The organism is Daejeonella sp. H1SJ63 (genome assembly GCF_029360775.1).
GTDB lineage: Bacteria > Bacteroidota > Bacteroidia > Sphingobacteriales > Sphingobacteriaceae > Daejeonella.
Window position 1 is genome coordinate 688,480 of record NZ_JARKMZ010000028.1, and the last position, 18,179, is coordinate 706,658.

The following is an 18,179-nucleotide window of genomic DNA, read 5'->3' on the forward strand; positions in this document are numbered from 1 at the left end:
CTGTTACAATGGAGGTAGCCTGGGAATTCTTCTCTTCGCCTGGAAATCTTGCCAGGATTACCCCTCCTGAAATGGACTTTAAAGTTTTAACAGATCCTGGGGAGCTTGAAATTTATGATGGTATGCTTATTGACTATACAGTTAAACCATTGTTCGGGCTTCCGCTGTATTGGCAAACAGAAATATTTATGGTTGATAAACCTAACTGTTTTGCTGATCGTCAATTGAAAGGGCCATATAAATTGTGGGAACATAAGCATACCTTTATTCAGCAGGAAAATGGAGTTTTGATGAAAGATGAAGTAAGATATCAGCTGCCTTTAGGTATAATTGGTCAAATGGCACATTCTATACTTGTTAGGAAAAAGGTTGAAAATATTTTTATATTCCGGGCAAAAGTTTTGGATCAGATTTTCAGAAAACCTGAACAAAAATGACCAGTTTTGATACAGATATATAACCAGATAATTCAGGCTATTTAATAATCAATGAATAATTCAGCAAATACCTCTACAAAAAGTATTCTTATTACAGGTGCAAGTGGACTGATTGGCTCTAAACTGATCAGATTCCTTCAGGAAAAGGGACATACAGTTGCAGTACTTTCCAGAAGTCCGGAAAATATCAAAGGAGCAAAAGCCTTTCACTGGGATGTTGAGAATAAGCAGATAGACAAAAATGCATTCGCAGGAATAGATACGATTATTAATCTTGCAGGTGCAGGGGTTGCTGAAAGACGCTGGACCAATAGCCGGAAACAGTTAATAATTGATAGCAGAGTGGAATCTGTTAAATTACTTTACAAGGCTATTTCAGAAACAAAATCACCTGTTAAAACGTTTATATCTGCTTCTGCAATTGGCTTTTACGGCGACAGGGCAGACGAGATTCTGACTGAAGACAGTTCAGGCGGCTCTGATTTCCTGGCCGAATGTTGCAAAAAGTGGGAGGGAGCTATTGATGAGGGTGCTCAACTCAATATGCGTATCGTGAAACTCAGAATCGGTCTGGTCCTTGCACGTCAGGGGGGGGCATTGGTTGAAATGGCAAGAACTGTTAATTTCTTCCTGGGTGCAGCATTAGGTTCAGGGAAACAATGGATGCCATGGATTCATCTTACCGATCTGCTTGCAATTTTCGAGAGTGCAGTAGCTAATCCTGAATATAAAGGTACCTATAATGCATGCAGCAGCTTGCCGGTAACCAATTCAGAATTTACCAGGATTTTAGCAAGGGTACTTTTCAGACCAGTTTGGCCGGTTAATGTTCCTGAATTTGTGCTTAAAGCATTGTTAGGCGAGATGAGCACAGTCATACTTAACAGCAATAGAACATCTTCCCGAAAATTACTTAATATGGGCTTTCACTTCCGCTATCCGGGCCTTAAAGATGCATTAAAGGAGATCTATTCACACTAATCCTGTTTCTGAATGAAAAAGGAAATTAGTATCTGCTGGTTCAGGAGAGATCTTAGAATAAATGATCAGTCAGCCTTATTTCATGCATTAAAAGGAGATTTTCCGGTCTTGCCTGTTTTTATTTTTGATACTGAAATACTGGATAAGCTTCAGGACAAAAAAGATAGGAGGGTAGCTTTTATCCATTCAAGCTTAAGTCAGCTTCAAGCTGAATTTATTAATAGGGGATCAGGTATTTATGTCATCTATGGTTCTGTTGAAGATGCATTTGATAAATTAACTACAGAGTTCGCTGTAAAAGCAGTTTATACTAATCATGATTATGAGCCTTATGCCATAAAAAGAGATTCGTCAGTAGAAAAAATGCTGAGTCAAAAAAATATCCCATTCAGAACTTTTAAGGATCAGGTTGTATTTGAAAAATCAGAGATAATTAAATCAGATGGAACACCCTATACAGTTTTTACTCCTTATTCCAGAAAATGGAAGGGAAGTCTGAAAGAAGAGGATATTCAATTGCTCCCTTCAGAAAATCATCTGTTTAATTTGTTTAAAACTAAGTCTTTTACTATTCCCTCTCTGAATGATTTAGGCTTTGAAGATGCAGATTTTCATTTCCCGGAGATTAATATATCCGAAAAAAGAATCAGTGAATATCATGAGTATCGCAATTTACCTTCAGTTGAAGGAACAAGTATGGCCAGTGTTTACCTGCGGTTTGGCACAGTAAGCATTAGGCAACTTGTTAAGTCAGCCCTGAAATGGAATGAACAATGGTTAAATGAATTAATCTGGAGAGAATTCTTTATGATGATACTTTATCATTTCCCATACGTGGTAAATGGTAGTTTCAAGAAGAAATACGACCAGATTAAATGGAGAAATAATGAAGACGAATTCCGGAAATGGTGCAGGGGAGAAACTGGTTATCCTTTAGTTGATGCCGGAATGAGACAGCTTAATGAAACCGGATTAATGCATAATCGGGTAAGGATGATCACAGCCGGATTTCTTTGCAAACATTTACTGATAGACTGGAGATGGGGTGAGGCATATTTTGCCCATAAATTACTTGACTATGACCTCTCCGCAAATAATGGCAACTGGCAATGGGCGGCAGGAAGCGGTTGTGATGCAGCGCCATATTTCAGAATTTTTAATCCTTCAGCACAAACACTGAAATTTGACCCAAAACTATCATATATCAGAAAATGGATACCAGGCTTCAGGGCCGATTATCTTATCCCGGTAGTAGACCATGAGTTTGCCAGAAAAAGAGCTTTGGAAGTTTATAAACAGGGCGTATTGGAGTAGAACTATTTCAATATTCTGATTCACTTTGCGTTCCTTATCATCTCATAGAAAAAGACTAATTTCTGCCCGAATATTTTTCCTTCGTGGCCTTTTAAACCACGAAAATTACTAACTTCGCACTTAGGTAAATGTGAATATTTTTTTACGGCAAATCAATTCATGCCTGAGAATTTAAACAATTAATCAGAACCAATTATAACATGGCTGAAGATACAGAAAATGATAATTTAGTACCCGAGAACGACAGAATAATTCCAATTAATATTGAAGAGGAAATGAAATCCGCTTACATCGATTATTCGATGTCAGTAATTGTTTCCAGGGCTCTTCCCGATGTTCGCGATGGACTTAAGCCGGTTCACCGGAGAGTGCTTTATGGCATGTTGGATCTGGGTGTAACGAGCACTAAGCCCCATAAAAAATCTGCCCGTATTGTAGGGGATGTTTTAGGTAAGTATCATCCGCATGGTGATTCTTCTGTTTATTTTGCCATGGTTCGTATGGCTCAGGACTGGAGTTTGCGTTATCCGATGGTTGACGGGCAAGGTAACTTTGGATCAATTGATGGTGACTCTCCGGCAGCAATGCGTTATACTGAGGCACGTTTAAAGAAACTTGCTGAAGAAATGCTGGCAGATATCAATAAAGAAACTGTTGATTTTCAGCTTAATTTTGATGATACACTGGAAGAACCTACTGTTCTTCCATCCCGTATTCCAAACTTACTGGTAAACGGCGCTTCGGGTATTGCAGTAGGTATGGCAACCAATATGCCTCCTCATAATTTGACTGAAGTTGTTAATGCAACGATAGCATACATTGGTAATAATGAGATAACCGTGGCTGAACTCATGCATTATGTTAAAGCCCCTGATTTCCCGACAGGAGGAATTATCTATGGTTATTCTGGTGTTCAGGAAGCATTTGAAACAGGCAGAGGCAGAATTGTAATGCGTGCCAAGGCCGAGATCGAAGTTTATAAAGGTGATCGCGAACGGATCATTGTGAATGAGATTCCGTATCAGGTCAATAAGGCTAATATGATCGAGCAAACTGCGGGCCTTGTTAATGATAAGAAGATTGAAGGGATCAGTGAGATCAGGGATGAATCTGACAGGGATGGAATGCGTATCGTTTACGAGATCAAACGCGATGCGAACGCCTCTGTAGTACTAAATAACCTTTTTAAATATACCGCACTTCAAACTTCATTCAGTGTAAATAATATTGCTTTGGTTAATGGTCGTCCGATGATGTTAAATCTCAAGGATCTGATCAGGCATTTTGTTGATCACCGTCATGAAGTTGTTATCCGCAGAACTAAATTTGATCTTGCAGAAGCAGAGAAAAGAGCACATATCCTTGAAGGATTACTTATAGCACTGGATCATCTGGATGAAGTGATCAAATTGATACGGGCTTCAAACAGTCCGGATGATGCACGTGTAGGTTTGATGGAAAGTTTCAATTTATCCGACCTTCAGGCAAGAGCTATCCTGGATATGACTTTACGTCGTTTAACAGGACTTGAGCGTGATAAGATCAAAGAAGAATATGCAGAGTTAATGAATACCATTGAGTACTTAAAATCAGTTCTGGCTGATGAAGGTTTACGTATGCGTATCATTACCGAAGAGCTTGTTGAGATCAGAGATAAATTCGGTGATGAACGCCGCACATCCATAACCCACTCTGCAGAAGATATGCGTATGGAAGACTTCATCGTTGATGAAGAAGTTGTGATTACTATTTCTCATGAGGGATATATCAAACGTACCCCATTAACTGAGTACCGTAAGCAGGGCAGAGGTGGTAAAGGTTCTATGGGATCTCAGTCAAGAGATAAAGATTTCATAGAGCATATGCTTATTGCTTCTAACCATAATTACATGCTGTTCTTTACTGAAACCGGTAAGTGCTTCTGGCTTAGAGTATTTGAAATTCCTGAAGGTACAAGAACCAGTAAAGGAAGGGCAATTCAAAATGTGATTAATATTCCGAAAGAGGAAAATATTAAAGCATACATTAAAGTTGTAAATCTGAAAGATCAGGATTATCTGGACAACAACTTTATCATCATGTGTACCAAAAAGGGTACTATTAAAAAGACTTCGCTGGAAGCATATTCCCGTCCGCGTGCAAATGGTATTAATGCTATCAATATTAATGATGGCGATCAGTTATTGGAGGCATGTCTGACAAACGGAGAAAGTGAAATTGTGATGGCTTTACGTTCAGGAAGAGCTATCCGTTTCAATGAATCTACTGTCCGTCCTATGGGAAGAACCGCAACAGGAGTACGTGGTGTTACCCTTGCTCATGATAAAGATGAGGTTGTAGGTATGATCAGTATCAATAATCCTGAAATAACAGTACTGGTAGTTTCAGAAAATGGTTATGGTAAACGTACAGATATTGAAGATTATCGCGTTACTAACCGAGGAGGTAAAGGCGTTAAAACTATCAATGTAACTGATAAAACAGGCGAACTTGTTGCTATTAAGGATGTTACAGATAATGATGACCTGATGATTATTAATAAATCAGGTATTGTAATCAGAATAGGGGTTGGTGATCTTCGTGTAATGGGAAGAGCAACTCAGGGTGTAAGATTAATTACTCTGAAGGGCGACGATTCCATTGCGTCCATTGCAAAAGTTGAACGCGAGGAGGAAGATGAAGATAATCAGACCGGAGAGGAAGGAGAAATAAGTGATTCTGAGACCGGAGTTCCAGAAAATGAATAAATATGAATAAAGTATTCATACTTCTTGTTGGTATTGTATTTCTGACCCTTGCGAAAGCAGGGGCTCAGACACCTGTTACCAAAGATGCAATGAATAATTTTGCGCAATATACCTCCGGTAAGGATATTAAAAAGCTGGAGAATGCCCGTAAACTTATTGATGATGCTTATAAAACAAAATCAGATTCCAATACTTTTAAGAATAACCTGATTAGAACATTGGTTTATTCTACGCTGGCAAGGGTCGACTCAAACCTCAAATATTCGTATAAAAAAGATCCTTTAGAGGTTGCCCTTCATTCGCTAAAGTTTATCAATAACTCCAAATACAGAGAGGATGCAATTGCTGAAATAACTTATATAGAAGCACAGTTAAGGCAGACTTACCTTTACAGAGCTAATACTTCTTTTAAAAACAGGAAATATGCAGATGCTTTAAAGTATTTCACGATTCTCGATTCCATAGATAAAGACAATATCTCCATTACTCATAATCTTGCATTGCTTTGTCAGGAATTGGGTTATTATCAGAGGTCTGCAGGATATTATGAAAAAATGATCTCAAAAAGACCTAAACCTGAATATTATATGGTCTTAGCAAACATTTATGAGACATTAAATGATGAAAGAAATACTATCCGGGTACTTAGCGAGGGAAGTAATGCTTATCCTGCAAACCGTGATCTTGTTTTTAAATTATTGAATATTCTTCTAAACCGAAATGAGTATGGGGATATTATTAATTTTACCACTCAGGCTCTGAAATTAGATGAGAATAACATTAATTTGAACTATCTGGCAGGCTTTTCGTATGAGATGACCGGTAATATTCCAAAAGCAGAGGAGTATTATAAAGCAATATTAAATATCAATCCGAATAATTATGAAGCAAATTATGCGTTAGGATTACTTTACTTAAATTTATATCTTAAAGACAAGGGGAAAGATAATTTAATGTATTTATCTAAATTTTACCTGACCAAGGCAAATGAGATAGATCCATACGAACTAAAATCGCTTACATCATTGTCTATTTTGTATAAACATAACGGCGAAACTACTGAACTACAAAAAATCAATAACAGAATAAACCAACTCAAATTAAATTAAATAACATGAAAATTAAATCTTTCATTTTAGCAGCTGTTTTTTCAGCTTCTTCTTTACTTGCCTTTGCACAGAAAGGAGAGCTTGCAAGTGCTAAAAGTAACTATGAAAAATTCCTGGGATTAAAGGAAGCTAATTCAATGATGTTAGCTGTTCCTAATCTGCAAACTGCAAAATCATCTGTTGATAAGGCAGTGGTTCATCCTAAAACTTTAGAAGATCCTGCAGCATGGACTTATAAAGCATTGATTTATGGCGAATTAGCTTTACTTGATACAGTTCCTGCAAGTTCTAAACCATTAATTGAAGAAGCGAAAGCAGCACATAAAAAAGCAGTTGAATTAGATAAAGCCGGCGAGAACAAAGCTAACCTTGATAATGCATCAAGTGCAATTTTCAGCCAATATGAATTAAATCAGGGTGTTAAAGCATATCAAACCAGTAGTTTTGCTGATGCCTATACTTATTTCAATAATGCTTTGGCATTCCGTCCGGGTGATACTACAATCACTTATTATGCAGGTTTATCAGCTATAAATGCCAAAAATTATAAGGATGGTATTAAACGTTATGAAGACCTGATCAAAACTAATTTTTCTGCTAATAAATCAATTTATCTTGATCTGTCCCGTTTATACACCATGGAAGGCGACACAGCAAAAGCTATTAGCATTGCTTCTGAAGGCGCAAGTAAATTCAATGATTCACAATTAGCTACTCAGGAAATTGAATTAAGCCTGATGTCAGGAAAGCAAAAGGAAGTAATTACCAAAATTTCTGATCAGGCAGCTAAAAATCCAAGCAATAAATTGTATCCATATTACTTAGGTATAGCATACAGCACTATCGGTGAGGCTGTTAAAGCTGAAGAATCTTACCTTCAAGCCATTAAAATTGACGGAAACTTTGCAGATGCATATATTAACGTGGGTGGTGTTTTATTAAATAAGGCAATTAATTTATTTAATAAAGCAAATCAGCTTCCTCAGAATCAGCAAAAGGAATACGATGCAATGATTAAAGCTGCAGGTGAAGACCTTGAAAAGGCATTTCCTTATATAAGCAAGGCCAATGAACTTGATCCTAAGTCGCGAATTGCACTTGAAAATTTAAAAACATATTACATAATTAAAAAGAATCAGGCTAAGGTTGATGAGATATCAGCCCAGATTGAAAAGCTTTAATTCTTAATATATCGGTTTTAAAGAGCTTAAACAATAACGTTTAAGCTCTTTTTTTATTTATCTGTTTTAACAGGGGGCGGTATGAATATTTCAAATAAGATATTTCCTTTGGAGAACAATATATGGTCATAGAGTACTTTAAGAAGGGGGTAGATAAATATTTTATTTAACATAATATTAATTATAAGACAATAAATATTTTGAAAACAAAGACCGAAACCTTAAAAATGATGGTTAGAAATGCACTACTCAAAATAATAGACTGAAAATAATTCTTAGGTTGTCAATCTATTTAATTACCTTTGATTATTATATTAATAAATAACACAATGCAAAAAGAAGGTACAGTAAAGTTTTTTAACGAAACTAAAGGGTTCGGATTCATCGTTCCCGCAGAATCAGGTGATGAGGATGTTTTTGTTCATTCATCTGGTCTAATTGATCAAATCCGTGAGAACGATAAGGTTCAGTACGAAGTAGAGCGTGGCAAAAAAGGCCTTAACGCTGTTAATGTGAAAGTTGTATACTAATCAACATATATCATTGAACAAAGAAAAGCATGTCGAAAGACGTGCTTTTCTTGTTTAATATCAAAAATATCAGCTGATTTTATATAATTTATTAAAGTAAATCATTCGCAAGATTGGCAAGTTCACTTCGCTCACCCTTCTGTAAGGTAATATGTGCATACAGAGGATGATTTTTAGCCTTATCAATCAGATAAGATAATCCGTTACTTTCAGCATCCAGATATGGAGTATCTATCTGATAAATATCACCGGTAAATACAATTTTAGTCTCTTCACCAGCTCTTGAAATAATTGTCTTTATCTCGTGTGGTGTAAGGTTTTGAGCTTCATCTACAATGAAGAATATCTTGGTAAGGGTCCTTCCTCTTATATAAGCCAGTGGTGCAATGCTTATCTTTTCAGTTAGTATCAGTTCATCAATTTTAGCCTGTGTCTTTTCATCGTCAGCATGCTGATCTTTTATAAACTTTAAATTGTCCCATATAGGTGCCATATATGGATCAATTTTAGATTTGATATCACCAGGCAAGAAACCAATATCTTTATTGCTTAAAGGTACAATTGGTCTGGTAACAAAGATTTGCCTGTAATTTTTTCTTTGCTCAAGAGCACTGGCTAAAGCCAGCAATGTCTTACCTGTTCCTGCATTTCCCTGAATAGTTACAAGTTTAATTGCCGGATCCATTAAAGCATGTATAGCAAATGCCTGCTCCGGATTTCTTGGTTCAATGCTGTAAACTGATCGCCTGGGTATATACTGAAACACCTCATTTTTCTTATCATAATATGCGGAAACTGATCTGCGCTTATTTTTAAGAATGAGAAAACAACTTTCGCCAGGTAATTTGAAATTTGCTTCTGATACCGATATAGAACCTGATTTAACGAGTAAAGTCGAAAGTTTATCATCAAACTTATCTATTACGGTTTTTCCGGTATAAAGCTCTTCAACATTTTTAACCTTTCCGGTTTCATAGTCCTCTGAATAAAGGTTTAAAGCCTTTGCTTTTAATCTCAGACAGATATCTTTTGAAACCAAAATAACCTTTTTTTCAGGATGTTGTTCCTGCAGATTAAGAGCCGAATTTAATATCCTGTGATCAAATTTACCTTCACCGAAAACCTTTTCAGCATTAACTTTACCAGGAATGTCGTCCATAACCACCTTAAATTTGCCTCTGCCCTTCCCTTTTAACGGTACCCATTCGTTAATCAATTTGTTCCTGGAGATATCATCCATCAGCCTGATAAAACTTCTGGCTTCATAATTTCTGGTATCGTTACCACTCTTAAGATTATCCAGCTCTTCAAGTACCTGAATAGGAATTGCGACATCGTGTTCCTTAAAATTTTGGAATGCATCATGATCGTAAAGTATCACCGATGTATCGAGCACAAATATCTTAGCCTGAACCTTTATTGAATTATCTTTAGCCATCTTAACCAAATTTAGAGAAAATCGACCGAAGCTGAGTATACCTTGAAAATTTGTATAAAAAGAAAACGGAGACCATCCTCTTGCGATTCAGATCTCCGTTTCAACTTTTTTTGCAACCGTAGCTGCTCAAAAGTATTAAGTCTTCATTACTTTAATCGGGCCGCTACATCAGTTTTTTCAAACTTTTTGTTTTCGATTCCCTTTACTTTTTCATTGCAAGCATTCCGTGAAATGTTTACAACATAGGCAATGCCTGTCTTTTGAGATATTGTCTGCCAAACTTAACCTTTCGGCCAAATACTGGTTTTCAAAATTAAATTATCCGTAATCTGATGAAGCCCTGGAGCTTCGGATTCGTTAGGATATTATTTCAGGCTATCAAAGTACGAGCGACTTAACAATACTAATGTAAAGTTAATAAACGCACTTGTCAAGAAAAATCGATTGCTAATTTTAAACAAATTATTAACAATTAAATCGATGTTATTAACAATTAAATCGATTGTAAAATTGTATAAATAATTGTTTATAAGAATATTAACAAGAAAACTTCAAGTTTATTAACATATAGTTACTATTAAGTTTCTATACATTTTGATAAAAATTAAGTTTTATGAATTTGCTCAAATCTTCCTGAAAAATATGTTTTTCTTTAAAACTTTAGCGTGCAGGCAATATCATAAAAATCAGGCTTGAATATAAAAAAGAAAACGGAGATCATCATCTTGCGATTCTGACCTCCGTTTCAACTTTTTTCACAACCGTAGTTGTTCAAAAGCATAAGATGTCCGTGGTTTAACCGGCTCATGGTTTAACATTCTTTCGAACGCAATTACCTGTCACCTTCATTATCCTTACAACCTCTTCCATAGAATAATGTTGTAACTCAATTTCTGCCTGTCATTCTGACTTCAAAACTTCAGCCCTTCATCTTGCGATTTCGAACATCAGGTTCTGAGTTTAAATAATCCGGGAAAAACTGAAGTCCGAAAACTCAGCATTCCTATGGATCTTTTTTCAGGCTGTCAAAAAACGTGCGTCTTATTATAACTAAGGTAACAGACAATATTTCTATGTCCAAATATTATCAGAATATTTTATAAACAGCTTATAAACAATTAATTATCATTTATTAACATCCAATAAGCTTATAAAAAGCACTTAAATTGATCTGTTTTTAAGCTTTCCGGTAAATTCTGATAAAATAATTAACTATCTGATAATTAGAAGTTTTAAACATTTTCCTGATTCTTTTAAATAAAAAAACAAAAAATATTCTTGTATTTAATTTTGTCTTCCCTGAAAGCTTAACATAATTAAACAAATACACCGGCAGATTTATAATCTAAATAGAGTATTTTAGCTGATAAGCAATCATTCTGCTTTCCTCATTCATAATCAGTATGAAGCAATCGCGTGAGATTAAATCTTTTATTTTCGGTCAGTATTTTACTGATGGATTGCGCATTACTATAGGGGTACTACTCCCCTCTCTAATATTTTATCATCTTAATTTGCTGTCTGTTGGATTAACCATTTCCCTTGGAGCAGTTTGTATCAGTATTGCAGATACTCAGGGTCCGATTAATCATAAGCGAAATGGGATGCTCTATTGTAATATTCTGGTATTTCTTACAGCTCTTCTTACAGGACTTTTAAATCGCTATCCTGTCCTGATTGGACTTGAAATACTCGTTTTATGTTTTCTGTATTCCATGCTCTCTGTTTATGGCAACAGGGCATCTTCCATTGGTACAGCGGCCTTACTCATCATGATACTTACCATAGATCAGGAAGCCATTTCCTCGAATGGTGTTTGGAAACATTCATTATATATTCTTTGCGGGGGTATCTGGTATATGATTTTAAGTTTATCATTATCTCAGATCAGACCTTTCAGACTTGCTCAGCAGGCAATGGGTGAATGCATCAGGGAAGTTGCCAGGTATGTAAAACTGAAAGCTGATTTTTATGATATACATAGTGATTTTGATGAAAATTATAAAAAGCTTGTTGCCCAACAGGTTATAGTTCATGAACAGCAGGATTCAGTCAGGGAACTCCTGTTTAAGACCAGAATAATGGTCAAGGAATCGACGCCTGTGGGACGCTTACTCATTGTGGTATTTGTTGATATTGTAGACCTTTTTGAACAAACAATGGCTACACATTATGACTATCAGGCCATCCGCAACACTTTTGGAAAGACGGAATCATTACATGAATTCAACAGGATTATCATAAAAATGGCTGATGAGCTTGAAAACTTAAGCTATTATATCATAAGTAATGATAAACCTCAGCCATTATACGATTTCAGACCCGAACTCGAGAAATTAAAAGCCGGTATTGATAAAACTGAAGAATCAGGTATAAATGTACTGGTGCTTAAGAAAATTCTGATCAATGTCAGAAATATGCTGAACAGGGTTGAGAAAATATATGCCTATTTCAATCAACAACAAATCAGCAACTTAACTGATGTTGATTACAGTAAATTCGTATCGCATCAGGACTATGATACAAAAATATTAAAAGAAAATTTCAGTCTTAAATCGTCTGTTTTCAGGCATTCTGTCAGAGTATCATTAATGTGTTTTACAGGATTCCTTATTTCAAAGCTCTTTCCTGTCGGATACCATAGTTACTGGATACTGCTAACTATTCTTGTTATCTTAAAACCTGCCTACAGCCTGACCAAACAAAGAAATATAGAACGGGTTATCGGAACAGTAATTGGAGGATTGCTGGGTGCATTGATTTTGTATCTGGTTAAAGATCAAACCAGCAGATTTATATTACTGATGATCTTTATGGTTGGAACCTATAGCTTTCAAAGGCTGAATTATATTGTAAGTGTCTTATTCATGACACCATATATCCTGATTCTTTTCAGTATTCTCGGTGCCAATAACATTAATATTGTTAAGGAAAGAGTTTTGGACACCTTTATCGGATCGTTCGTTGCCTTGATATCAAGTTTTGTGGTATTACCCAATTGGGAATATTATCAATTAAAGGATATAATGAAGGATGTATTGATTGCTAATTACAATTATCTGTATCAGGTGGCTCAAAAATTAAGTGGTAAAACACCGGATATAACCTCATTTAAACTGGTCAGGAAGGATGTGTATGTAAGTTCAGCCAATCTGGGAAGTGCGTTTCAGCGTATGTTATCAGAGCCTAAAAGTAAACAGCAGAATATCAAAGACATTCATAAATTCGTGGTTCTGAACCATATGATATCATCCTATACCGCCACTCTGATTATGAATTTGAATCAATATGAGTCAACTATTGCAGATATTTCTCACATAAGAATGATCCGTAAATCTTTATATTCTTTATCAGAACTGATCAAGGCTATGGGTGTAACTGATTTTAAGGAACTTGAAATCAATGTCCCTGAGATTGCTTCTGTGCCAAACCGGTCTAATGATTCAAAATTACTTTATGAGCAGTTGGAGCTAGTTAATAAACTAATTCAGGATATCCAGAAATTGAATAAAATTTAAATACCTGCTTCCTTTATTACATTATTAATCCTTAATTCGAGGGTCTCCGGATCAGTATAACCTTTCGCGATCAGGTAGAAGGAAGTTTCGCTTAATTGCATCAGTACTGCCGGGAATGATTCAACTCTGAGCTGTTTAGCGAGTGCAAAATCGTAATAAGCGGCTTCTTTAAATTCTTCCAGCCTCATTTTGTTCTCAAATTCGTCTGGATCAATCCCGAAATTTACTGCCAGATAGCGGTATAAGCCAAAATCATTAGGATCTTTTCCATCAAAATAAATGGATTGCTGCAGGTCGTGTACAAATGGAACAGATAATTGGGGTTTAACAGACTTAAATACAGAAAGGGCAATTGAGGGTATTTCGGAATTAAGAATCATGGTTCCTTCCTCCAGATGCTTTAAATAAGGTTCGCCAAACTTAACTCCGCACATACCTTCAATAGTATGATAAGCTGTTTTACTATAAGGTGCTGCCTGATTAATAGAGCCGGCTTTTTCACCGGTCATCATACCACCGCTGATTACCTCAAAGTCAAAATCATTTACATGCTTTTCATAACAATCCTTAATAACCCGGCTAAAACCATAACACCAGCCGCAAAAAGCATCATAAACATAAATGATTTTAATTCTTTGTTCCATTCGGGGAAATTATGCTTCAGCTGAAATCTCAGACCACTTTTCGGGACGGCCATTTTTGAATGCTTCCCTGGGCTTTAAACCCAGAATTTCAAACATCTGCATATCCTCATTAAATGCAGGATTAGGTGTTGTAAGTAGTTTATCTCCGGCAAAAATTGAATTAGCGCCTGCCATAAAGCACAATGCCTGATCAGAAAGACTCATCTCTGTTCTGCCTGCAGATAAACGCACCACAGTTTTAGGCATAATTATTCTGGCCGTGGCAATCATTCTTACCATATCCCAAACAGAAACTCTTGGCTGATCGGCTAATGGAGTGCCTTTAACCGGTACCAGTGCATTTACAGGAACCGATTCAGGATGCTTTGACATATTCGATAAAGTTTTCAGCATTGAGATCCTGTCTTCAACTGTTTCCCCCAATCCAATAATTCCTCCACTGCAAACAGTTAATTTGGCTTTTCGGGCATTATCAATTGTTTTTAAACGATCATCATAGCTACGGGTAGTAATGATACGTTTATAATCATCTTCTGAGGTATCAAGATTATGGTTATATGCATACAAACCGGCATCGGCCAGTCTCTGTGCCTGCGATTCAGTTAACATACCCAAAGTACAGCATACCTCCATGTCTAAAGAATTAACAGACTTTACCATATCAATAACACGATCAAAGTCTTTATTATCTCTGACTTCACGCCATGCAGCACCCATACATAAACGTGATGCACCCGCGGCTTTAGCCTTTTGAGCTGCATCCGTAACCTGCTCAACAGACATTAATGCCTGTACTTCAAGATCTGTATGATAACGTGCCGCCTGAGGGCAATATGCACAGTCTTCAGGACATCCACCGGTTTTTATAGATAAGAGGCTACTGATCTGTACCTCTGAATAATCCTTGTTCTCTCTGTGTACGGTTGCGGCTCTGTAGATTAAATCCAGCAAGGGACTATTATATATTTCAGCAATTTCTTCTTTGGTCCAGTTATTTCTGATCTCAGCCATATAAATGATTCCCTTAATAGGATTAGGGCAAATTTATAATAATATCGGCAACCTTTAAAGGGAAACGGTCAGAAGAGATAGATTTTATAAAATCAGACTGCTGGCAAGTCCCAGTAGCAATAGGAATCCAAACACATCTGTAAAGGTTGTAATAATGATAGAGGAAGCTATTGCAGGGTCAATGCCTACTCTTTTAAGCATAAGCGGGATTGATGAACCGGCAATCCCGGCGATAATCAGATTTCCGGTCATCGCAATAAAAATAACCAGTCCAAGTAAAGGATTATGGTCGTAAAATAAGGCAAACAGAAAAACAATACATCCTACTACTGCACCATTAATCAGGCCAACTGTAAATTCTTTCAAAACAGTACGATAAGCCTGGTTATCAGTAAGGTCATTCAGTGAAATACGTCTTACCGTTACCGCAAGTGCCTGTGTTGCGGCATTTCCACCCATGCCAGCTATAATAACCATATATCCGGCAAGTAATCCCATCCGGGCAATAGTGGTATCAAAATATCGTATTATTGAAGCCGCTAAAAACGCCGTTCCCAAGTTTAAAACAAGCCAGGGTAGACGGCTTTTGACAGCCTCCATCCAGTTACCTGCCAGTTCCTCATCTTCAGATACCCCGGATATTTTCAGGATATCCTCAGTATTCTCTTCCTCCATAACATCAATCACATCATCAAATGTGATTCGCCCAAGAAGGTGCATATTGTCGTCAACTACCGGTATGCTGGTTAGATTATACTGTGAAATTAACTTTGCAACTTCCTCCTGATCGGTATCTGCTTTAACATAAACAAAATCTGCTTTAATCAGATCCTGAATCCGTACATTATTACGGGCCTTAATGATATCCTTTAATGATACAATCCCTTTTAATATATTATTGTCGTCGATAACATTGATGGTATAGAATTCTTCCATCTCTTCCGATTGCCGGATTACCTCTTCCAGTGCATCTTTTTTTAACAGAAATTCATTTATCCGGATGACCTGGGTATTCATTAATCCCCCGGCAGTATCTTCCTCATATTTTAGCAGAGAACGGATATTGGAAGCATCTTCTTCATCAAGCTCCTGAAGAATTTCCAGTTGCTGCTCTTCAGGCAACTGACTGATAATGTCAGTTGCATCATCATAGTCAAGTTCCTCAACAATCTCAGAACGTCTTTCAGGATTTAAGTTTTCCAGAAGTCGCTCAGGATGGAATTCTGCGTCCATTTCAGAGATGATATCGGAGGCAAATTCAGCTGGAAGTATGCTGATGATACGTTCGCGTGATTCCTGGGAAATGCTTTCAAAAAGGATAGCAATTTCTGAAGGATGATATTCTGAAATCAGATCTTTCAAGACATAATCATCCTCTTCGAGGGCCTTTTTGATTTTAAGAAGGTCTGATTTATCTAGCTCAAAAGACTGCATATAATAAAAGTAGGAAATACTTTGAAATATGAAGATTAAAACCCTTTTATTGTACTGATTTAATTTATCAATTCTTATTGAACCATCCCTTTCGCCAGAAATAAATCAGCTGTAAAATGGCAATTAAAAGCATCACCACCATCGTATAGACATATCCATTCTCTGAATAGAGCTCAGGCATATTATTCCTTAGAATCTTGCCGGTCTGAGGATCCTCAAAAGCGAAATTCATACCATAAATTCCGGCTATAAACGTCAGCGGAATAAAAATGGAAGAAATGATGGTTAACACTTTCATAATCTCATTCATCCTGTTGCTGATTAATGAAAGGTTTAAGTCTATAAGACTTGTTGTCAAATCTTTATACCCCTCAACCAGATCAATAACCTGCATGCAATGATCATAGGTATCTTTAAGATAAGTTTTGGAAAGCTTCGTAAGTAATTTTGATTCAGTTCTGAGGAGATCATTAATTTTGTCGCGTTCAGGCCACGCACATCTTCTGATCATGATCATCTCCCTTTTAATGTTCTGTATTTGAAACATCAATGTTTTATCTGCTTTTTTATAGAGAAGATCCTCGATTGTTTCAAGTTCATCCCCTAATTTATAAATCAAAGAGAAGTAGTTATCTATAATCACATCAGTCAGGGCATACATCAGATAAGATGGGCCTCCGATTCTAATATTACCCTTCCCCCCTTTCAATCTGTTAATTACCGGCTCCATCAAATTAGCATAACTATCCTGAAAACTAATCAACAGGTTTGAAAAAAGTATAATCGAAAATTGCTCGTTTTCAATTTCAAGATCAGGGTTAACGTAAAGCATTCTGCTCACAGAGAACATATACTCTCCATATTCATCAAGTTTTGGTCTTTGACGGCATTCCGCAATATCCTCTATTAACAGCTTACTGATACTAAATTTATTCTGCAGATATATTAATAAATCTGAATCTCCAATTCCTCGAATATCAATCCACATTTTCATTTCAGAAAATTGCGATAACCGAGTTTCAAGTTCAGTGATATAATTTACCGGGATGCATTGGTATTCTTCTGCATTATATATATGTAAGTTAATTGCCGGCTTTAAAGCATCCTTATATAATTGAACAGAACCCGGACTTAAACCAATTGCAGGCTCATACTTTTTAGATTTTAATCTGATTCGCCTGATCTTTGCCATATTTATAAATATTTAATGCTCTGCGGACCCTGATTAAACAATAAATCAACAATACTTAGGTTCGGAATAAAGCCATTTTTCTCTTCAAAAACCTGAAAGTAGGGTTTAAAAATCATTCCTGAGTGCTTTTTAGGGTGTATACTGCTACGGAAATCATCAAAGCCGTTATAATTTTTCTCGAATGTACCGGTGTAAGAACAGGTGATATTTATCTTAAGAAATTTTAAAATTAAAGCCAGCATTTCTTCGTTATAATCAAACAGAAAATCCCATTTCCTTTCATAAAAAATGGATAGATCATCCTCATAATATTCAAAATATGCTGAACTTCTGTAACAGGTCTGTAAGCTCATTAAATGCAGCCTTTGCCATCTGAAATCATAGCTAATCTTAACATCTTTTACTTTGGTATGTACTTTCGAGCCTTTTATAACCGGAACAACCAGATCCAGTTTGCCATTTGGTGAATGAATACTTGCACGATTTCTGTAACTCTGTTTTTGAAAATGTTCTGCATTTTCAATTAAAATAGCAGATCTGTATTCAGAAAGTTTACTGAAATACTCAATAGGTGGAAGATAAAATAAAGGGAAGACTGCTCCTTTTTCCATCGTTTGTTTAAGTTTGTGTAAAGATGCAGAAA

14 protein-coding genes are annotated in these 18,179 nt (G+C 36.3%); 8 read left to right on the top strand and 6 right to left on the bottom strand.

The window, feature by feature from the left end; translation table 11 throughout:
- The first annotated feature begins 8 nt into the window (after nt 1-8).
- The 7 genes from P2W72_RS10745 (at nt 9) to P2W72_RS10775 (ending at nt 8,299) form a co-directional block, all read left to right on the top strand.
- On the top strand, nt 9-437 hold the full coding sequence (locus P2W72_RS10745; protein ID WP_276362056.1) for an SRPBCC family protein: 429 nt from the start codon (nt 9-11) through the stop codon (nt 435-437).
- Nucleotides 438-488: 51 nt separating this feature from the next.
- Entirely contained in the window at nt 489-1,418 is a 930-nt protein-coding gene (locus tag P2W72_RS10750; protein WP_276362059.1) for a TIGR01777 family oxidoreductase, read from the top strand.
- A gap of 12 nt (nt 1,419-1,430) precedes the next feature.
- Nucleotides 1,431-2,732, top strand: coding sequence for a deoxyribodipyrimidine photo-lyase (locus P2W72_RS10755; RefSeq protein WP_276362062.1), 1,302 nt, complete (start codon nt 1,431-1,433; stop codon nt 2,730-2,732).
- A gap of 200 nt (nt 2,733-2,932) precedes the next feature.
- Complete coding sequence (gene gyrA, locus P2W72_RS10760) at nt 2,933-5,479, top strand: DNA gyrase subunit A (protein WP_276362064.1); 2,547 nt, start codon at nt 2,933-2,935, stop codon at nt 5,477-5,479.
- 2 nt (nt 5,480-5,481) lie between these two features.
- Complete coding sequence (locus tag P2W72_RS10765) at nt 5,482-6,588, top strand: hypothetical protein (protein WP_276362067.1); 1,107 nt, start codon at nt 5,482-5,484, stop codon at nt 6,586-6,588.
- Between the two features lie 5 nt (nt 6,589-6,593).
- On the top strand, nt 6,594-7,769 hold the full coding sequence (locus P2W72_RS10770) for a hypothetical protein (protein WP_276362069.1): 1,176 nt from the start codon (nt 6,594-6,596) through the stop codon (nt 7,767-7,769).
- A gap of 329 nt (nt 7,770-8,098) precedes the next feature.
- Nucleotides 8,099-8,299 (top strand): cold shock domain-containing protein, encoded by a 201-nt coding sequence (locus tag P2W72_RS10775; protein ID WP_276362073.1) that lies wholly within the window; start codon nt 8,099-8,101, stop codon nt 8,297-8,299.
- 91 nt (nt 8,300-8,390) lie between these two features.
- On the opposite strand, the gene P2W72_RS10780 is transcribed toward P2W72_RS10775, so the two are convergent.
- Nucleotides 8,391-9,737, bottom strand: coding sequence for a PhoH family protein (locus P2W72_RS10780; RefSeq protein WP_276362076.1), 1,347 nt, complete (start codon nt 9,735-9,737; stop codon nt 8,391-8,393).
- Nucleotides 9,738-11,140: 1,403 nt separating this feature from the next.
- Between P2W72_RS10780 and P2W72_RS10785 the strand changes: the two genes are divergently transcribed.
- Entirely contained in the window at nt 11,141-13,255 is a 2,115-nt protein-coding gene (locus P2W72_RS10785) for an FUSC family membrane protein (RefSeq protein WP_276362079.1), read from the top strand.
- Here P2W72_RS10785 and P2W72_RS10790 read toward each other — a convergent pair.
- From P2W72_RS10790 to P2W72_RS10810, 5 genes are all read right to left on the bottom strand, one after another.
- On the bottom strand, nt 13,252-13,899 hold the full coding sequence (locus tag P2W72_RS10790; protein ID WP_276362081.1) for a DsbA family protein: 648 nt from the start codon (nt 13,897-13,899) through the stop codon (nt 13,252-13,254). The two genes, P2W72_RS10785 and P2W72_RS10790, sit on opposite strands and share 4 nt — an antisense overlap.
- A 9-nt stretch (nt 13,900-13,908) precedes the next feature.
- On the bottom strand, nt 13,909-14,910 hold the full coding sequence (gene bioB, locus P2W72_RS10795) for a biotin synthase BioB (RefSeq protein WP_276362084.1): 1,002 nt from the start codon (nt 14,908-14,910) through the stop codon (nt 13,909-13,911).
- A gap of 84 nt (nt 14,911-14,994) precedes the next feature.
- The gene (gene mgtE, locus P2W72_RS10800; protein WP_276362087.1) at nt 14,995-16,344 is read right to left on the bottom strand and encodes a magnesium transporter; all 1,350 of its coding nucleotides are present in this window, start codon (nt 16,342-16,344) and stop codon (nt 14,995-14,997) included.
- A 67-nt stretch (nt 16,345-16,411) separates the two neighbouring features.
- Nucleotides 16,412-17,536, bottom strand: a complete 1,125-nt coding sequence (gene corA / locus P2W72_RS10805; RefSeq protein WP_276362090.1) for a magnesium/cobalt transporter CorA — start codon at nt 17,534-17,536, stop codon at nt 16,412-16,414.
- 2 nt (nt 17,537-17,538) lie between these two features.
- Nucleotides 17,539-18,147, bottom strand: coding sequence for a WbqC family protein (locus tag P2W72_RS10810; protein WP_276362093.1), 609 nt, complete (start codon nt 18,145-18,147; stop codon nt 17,539-17,541).
- Nucleotides 18,148-18,179: the final 32 nt, after the last annotated feature.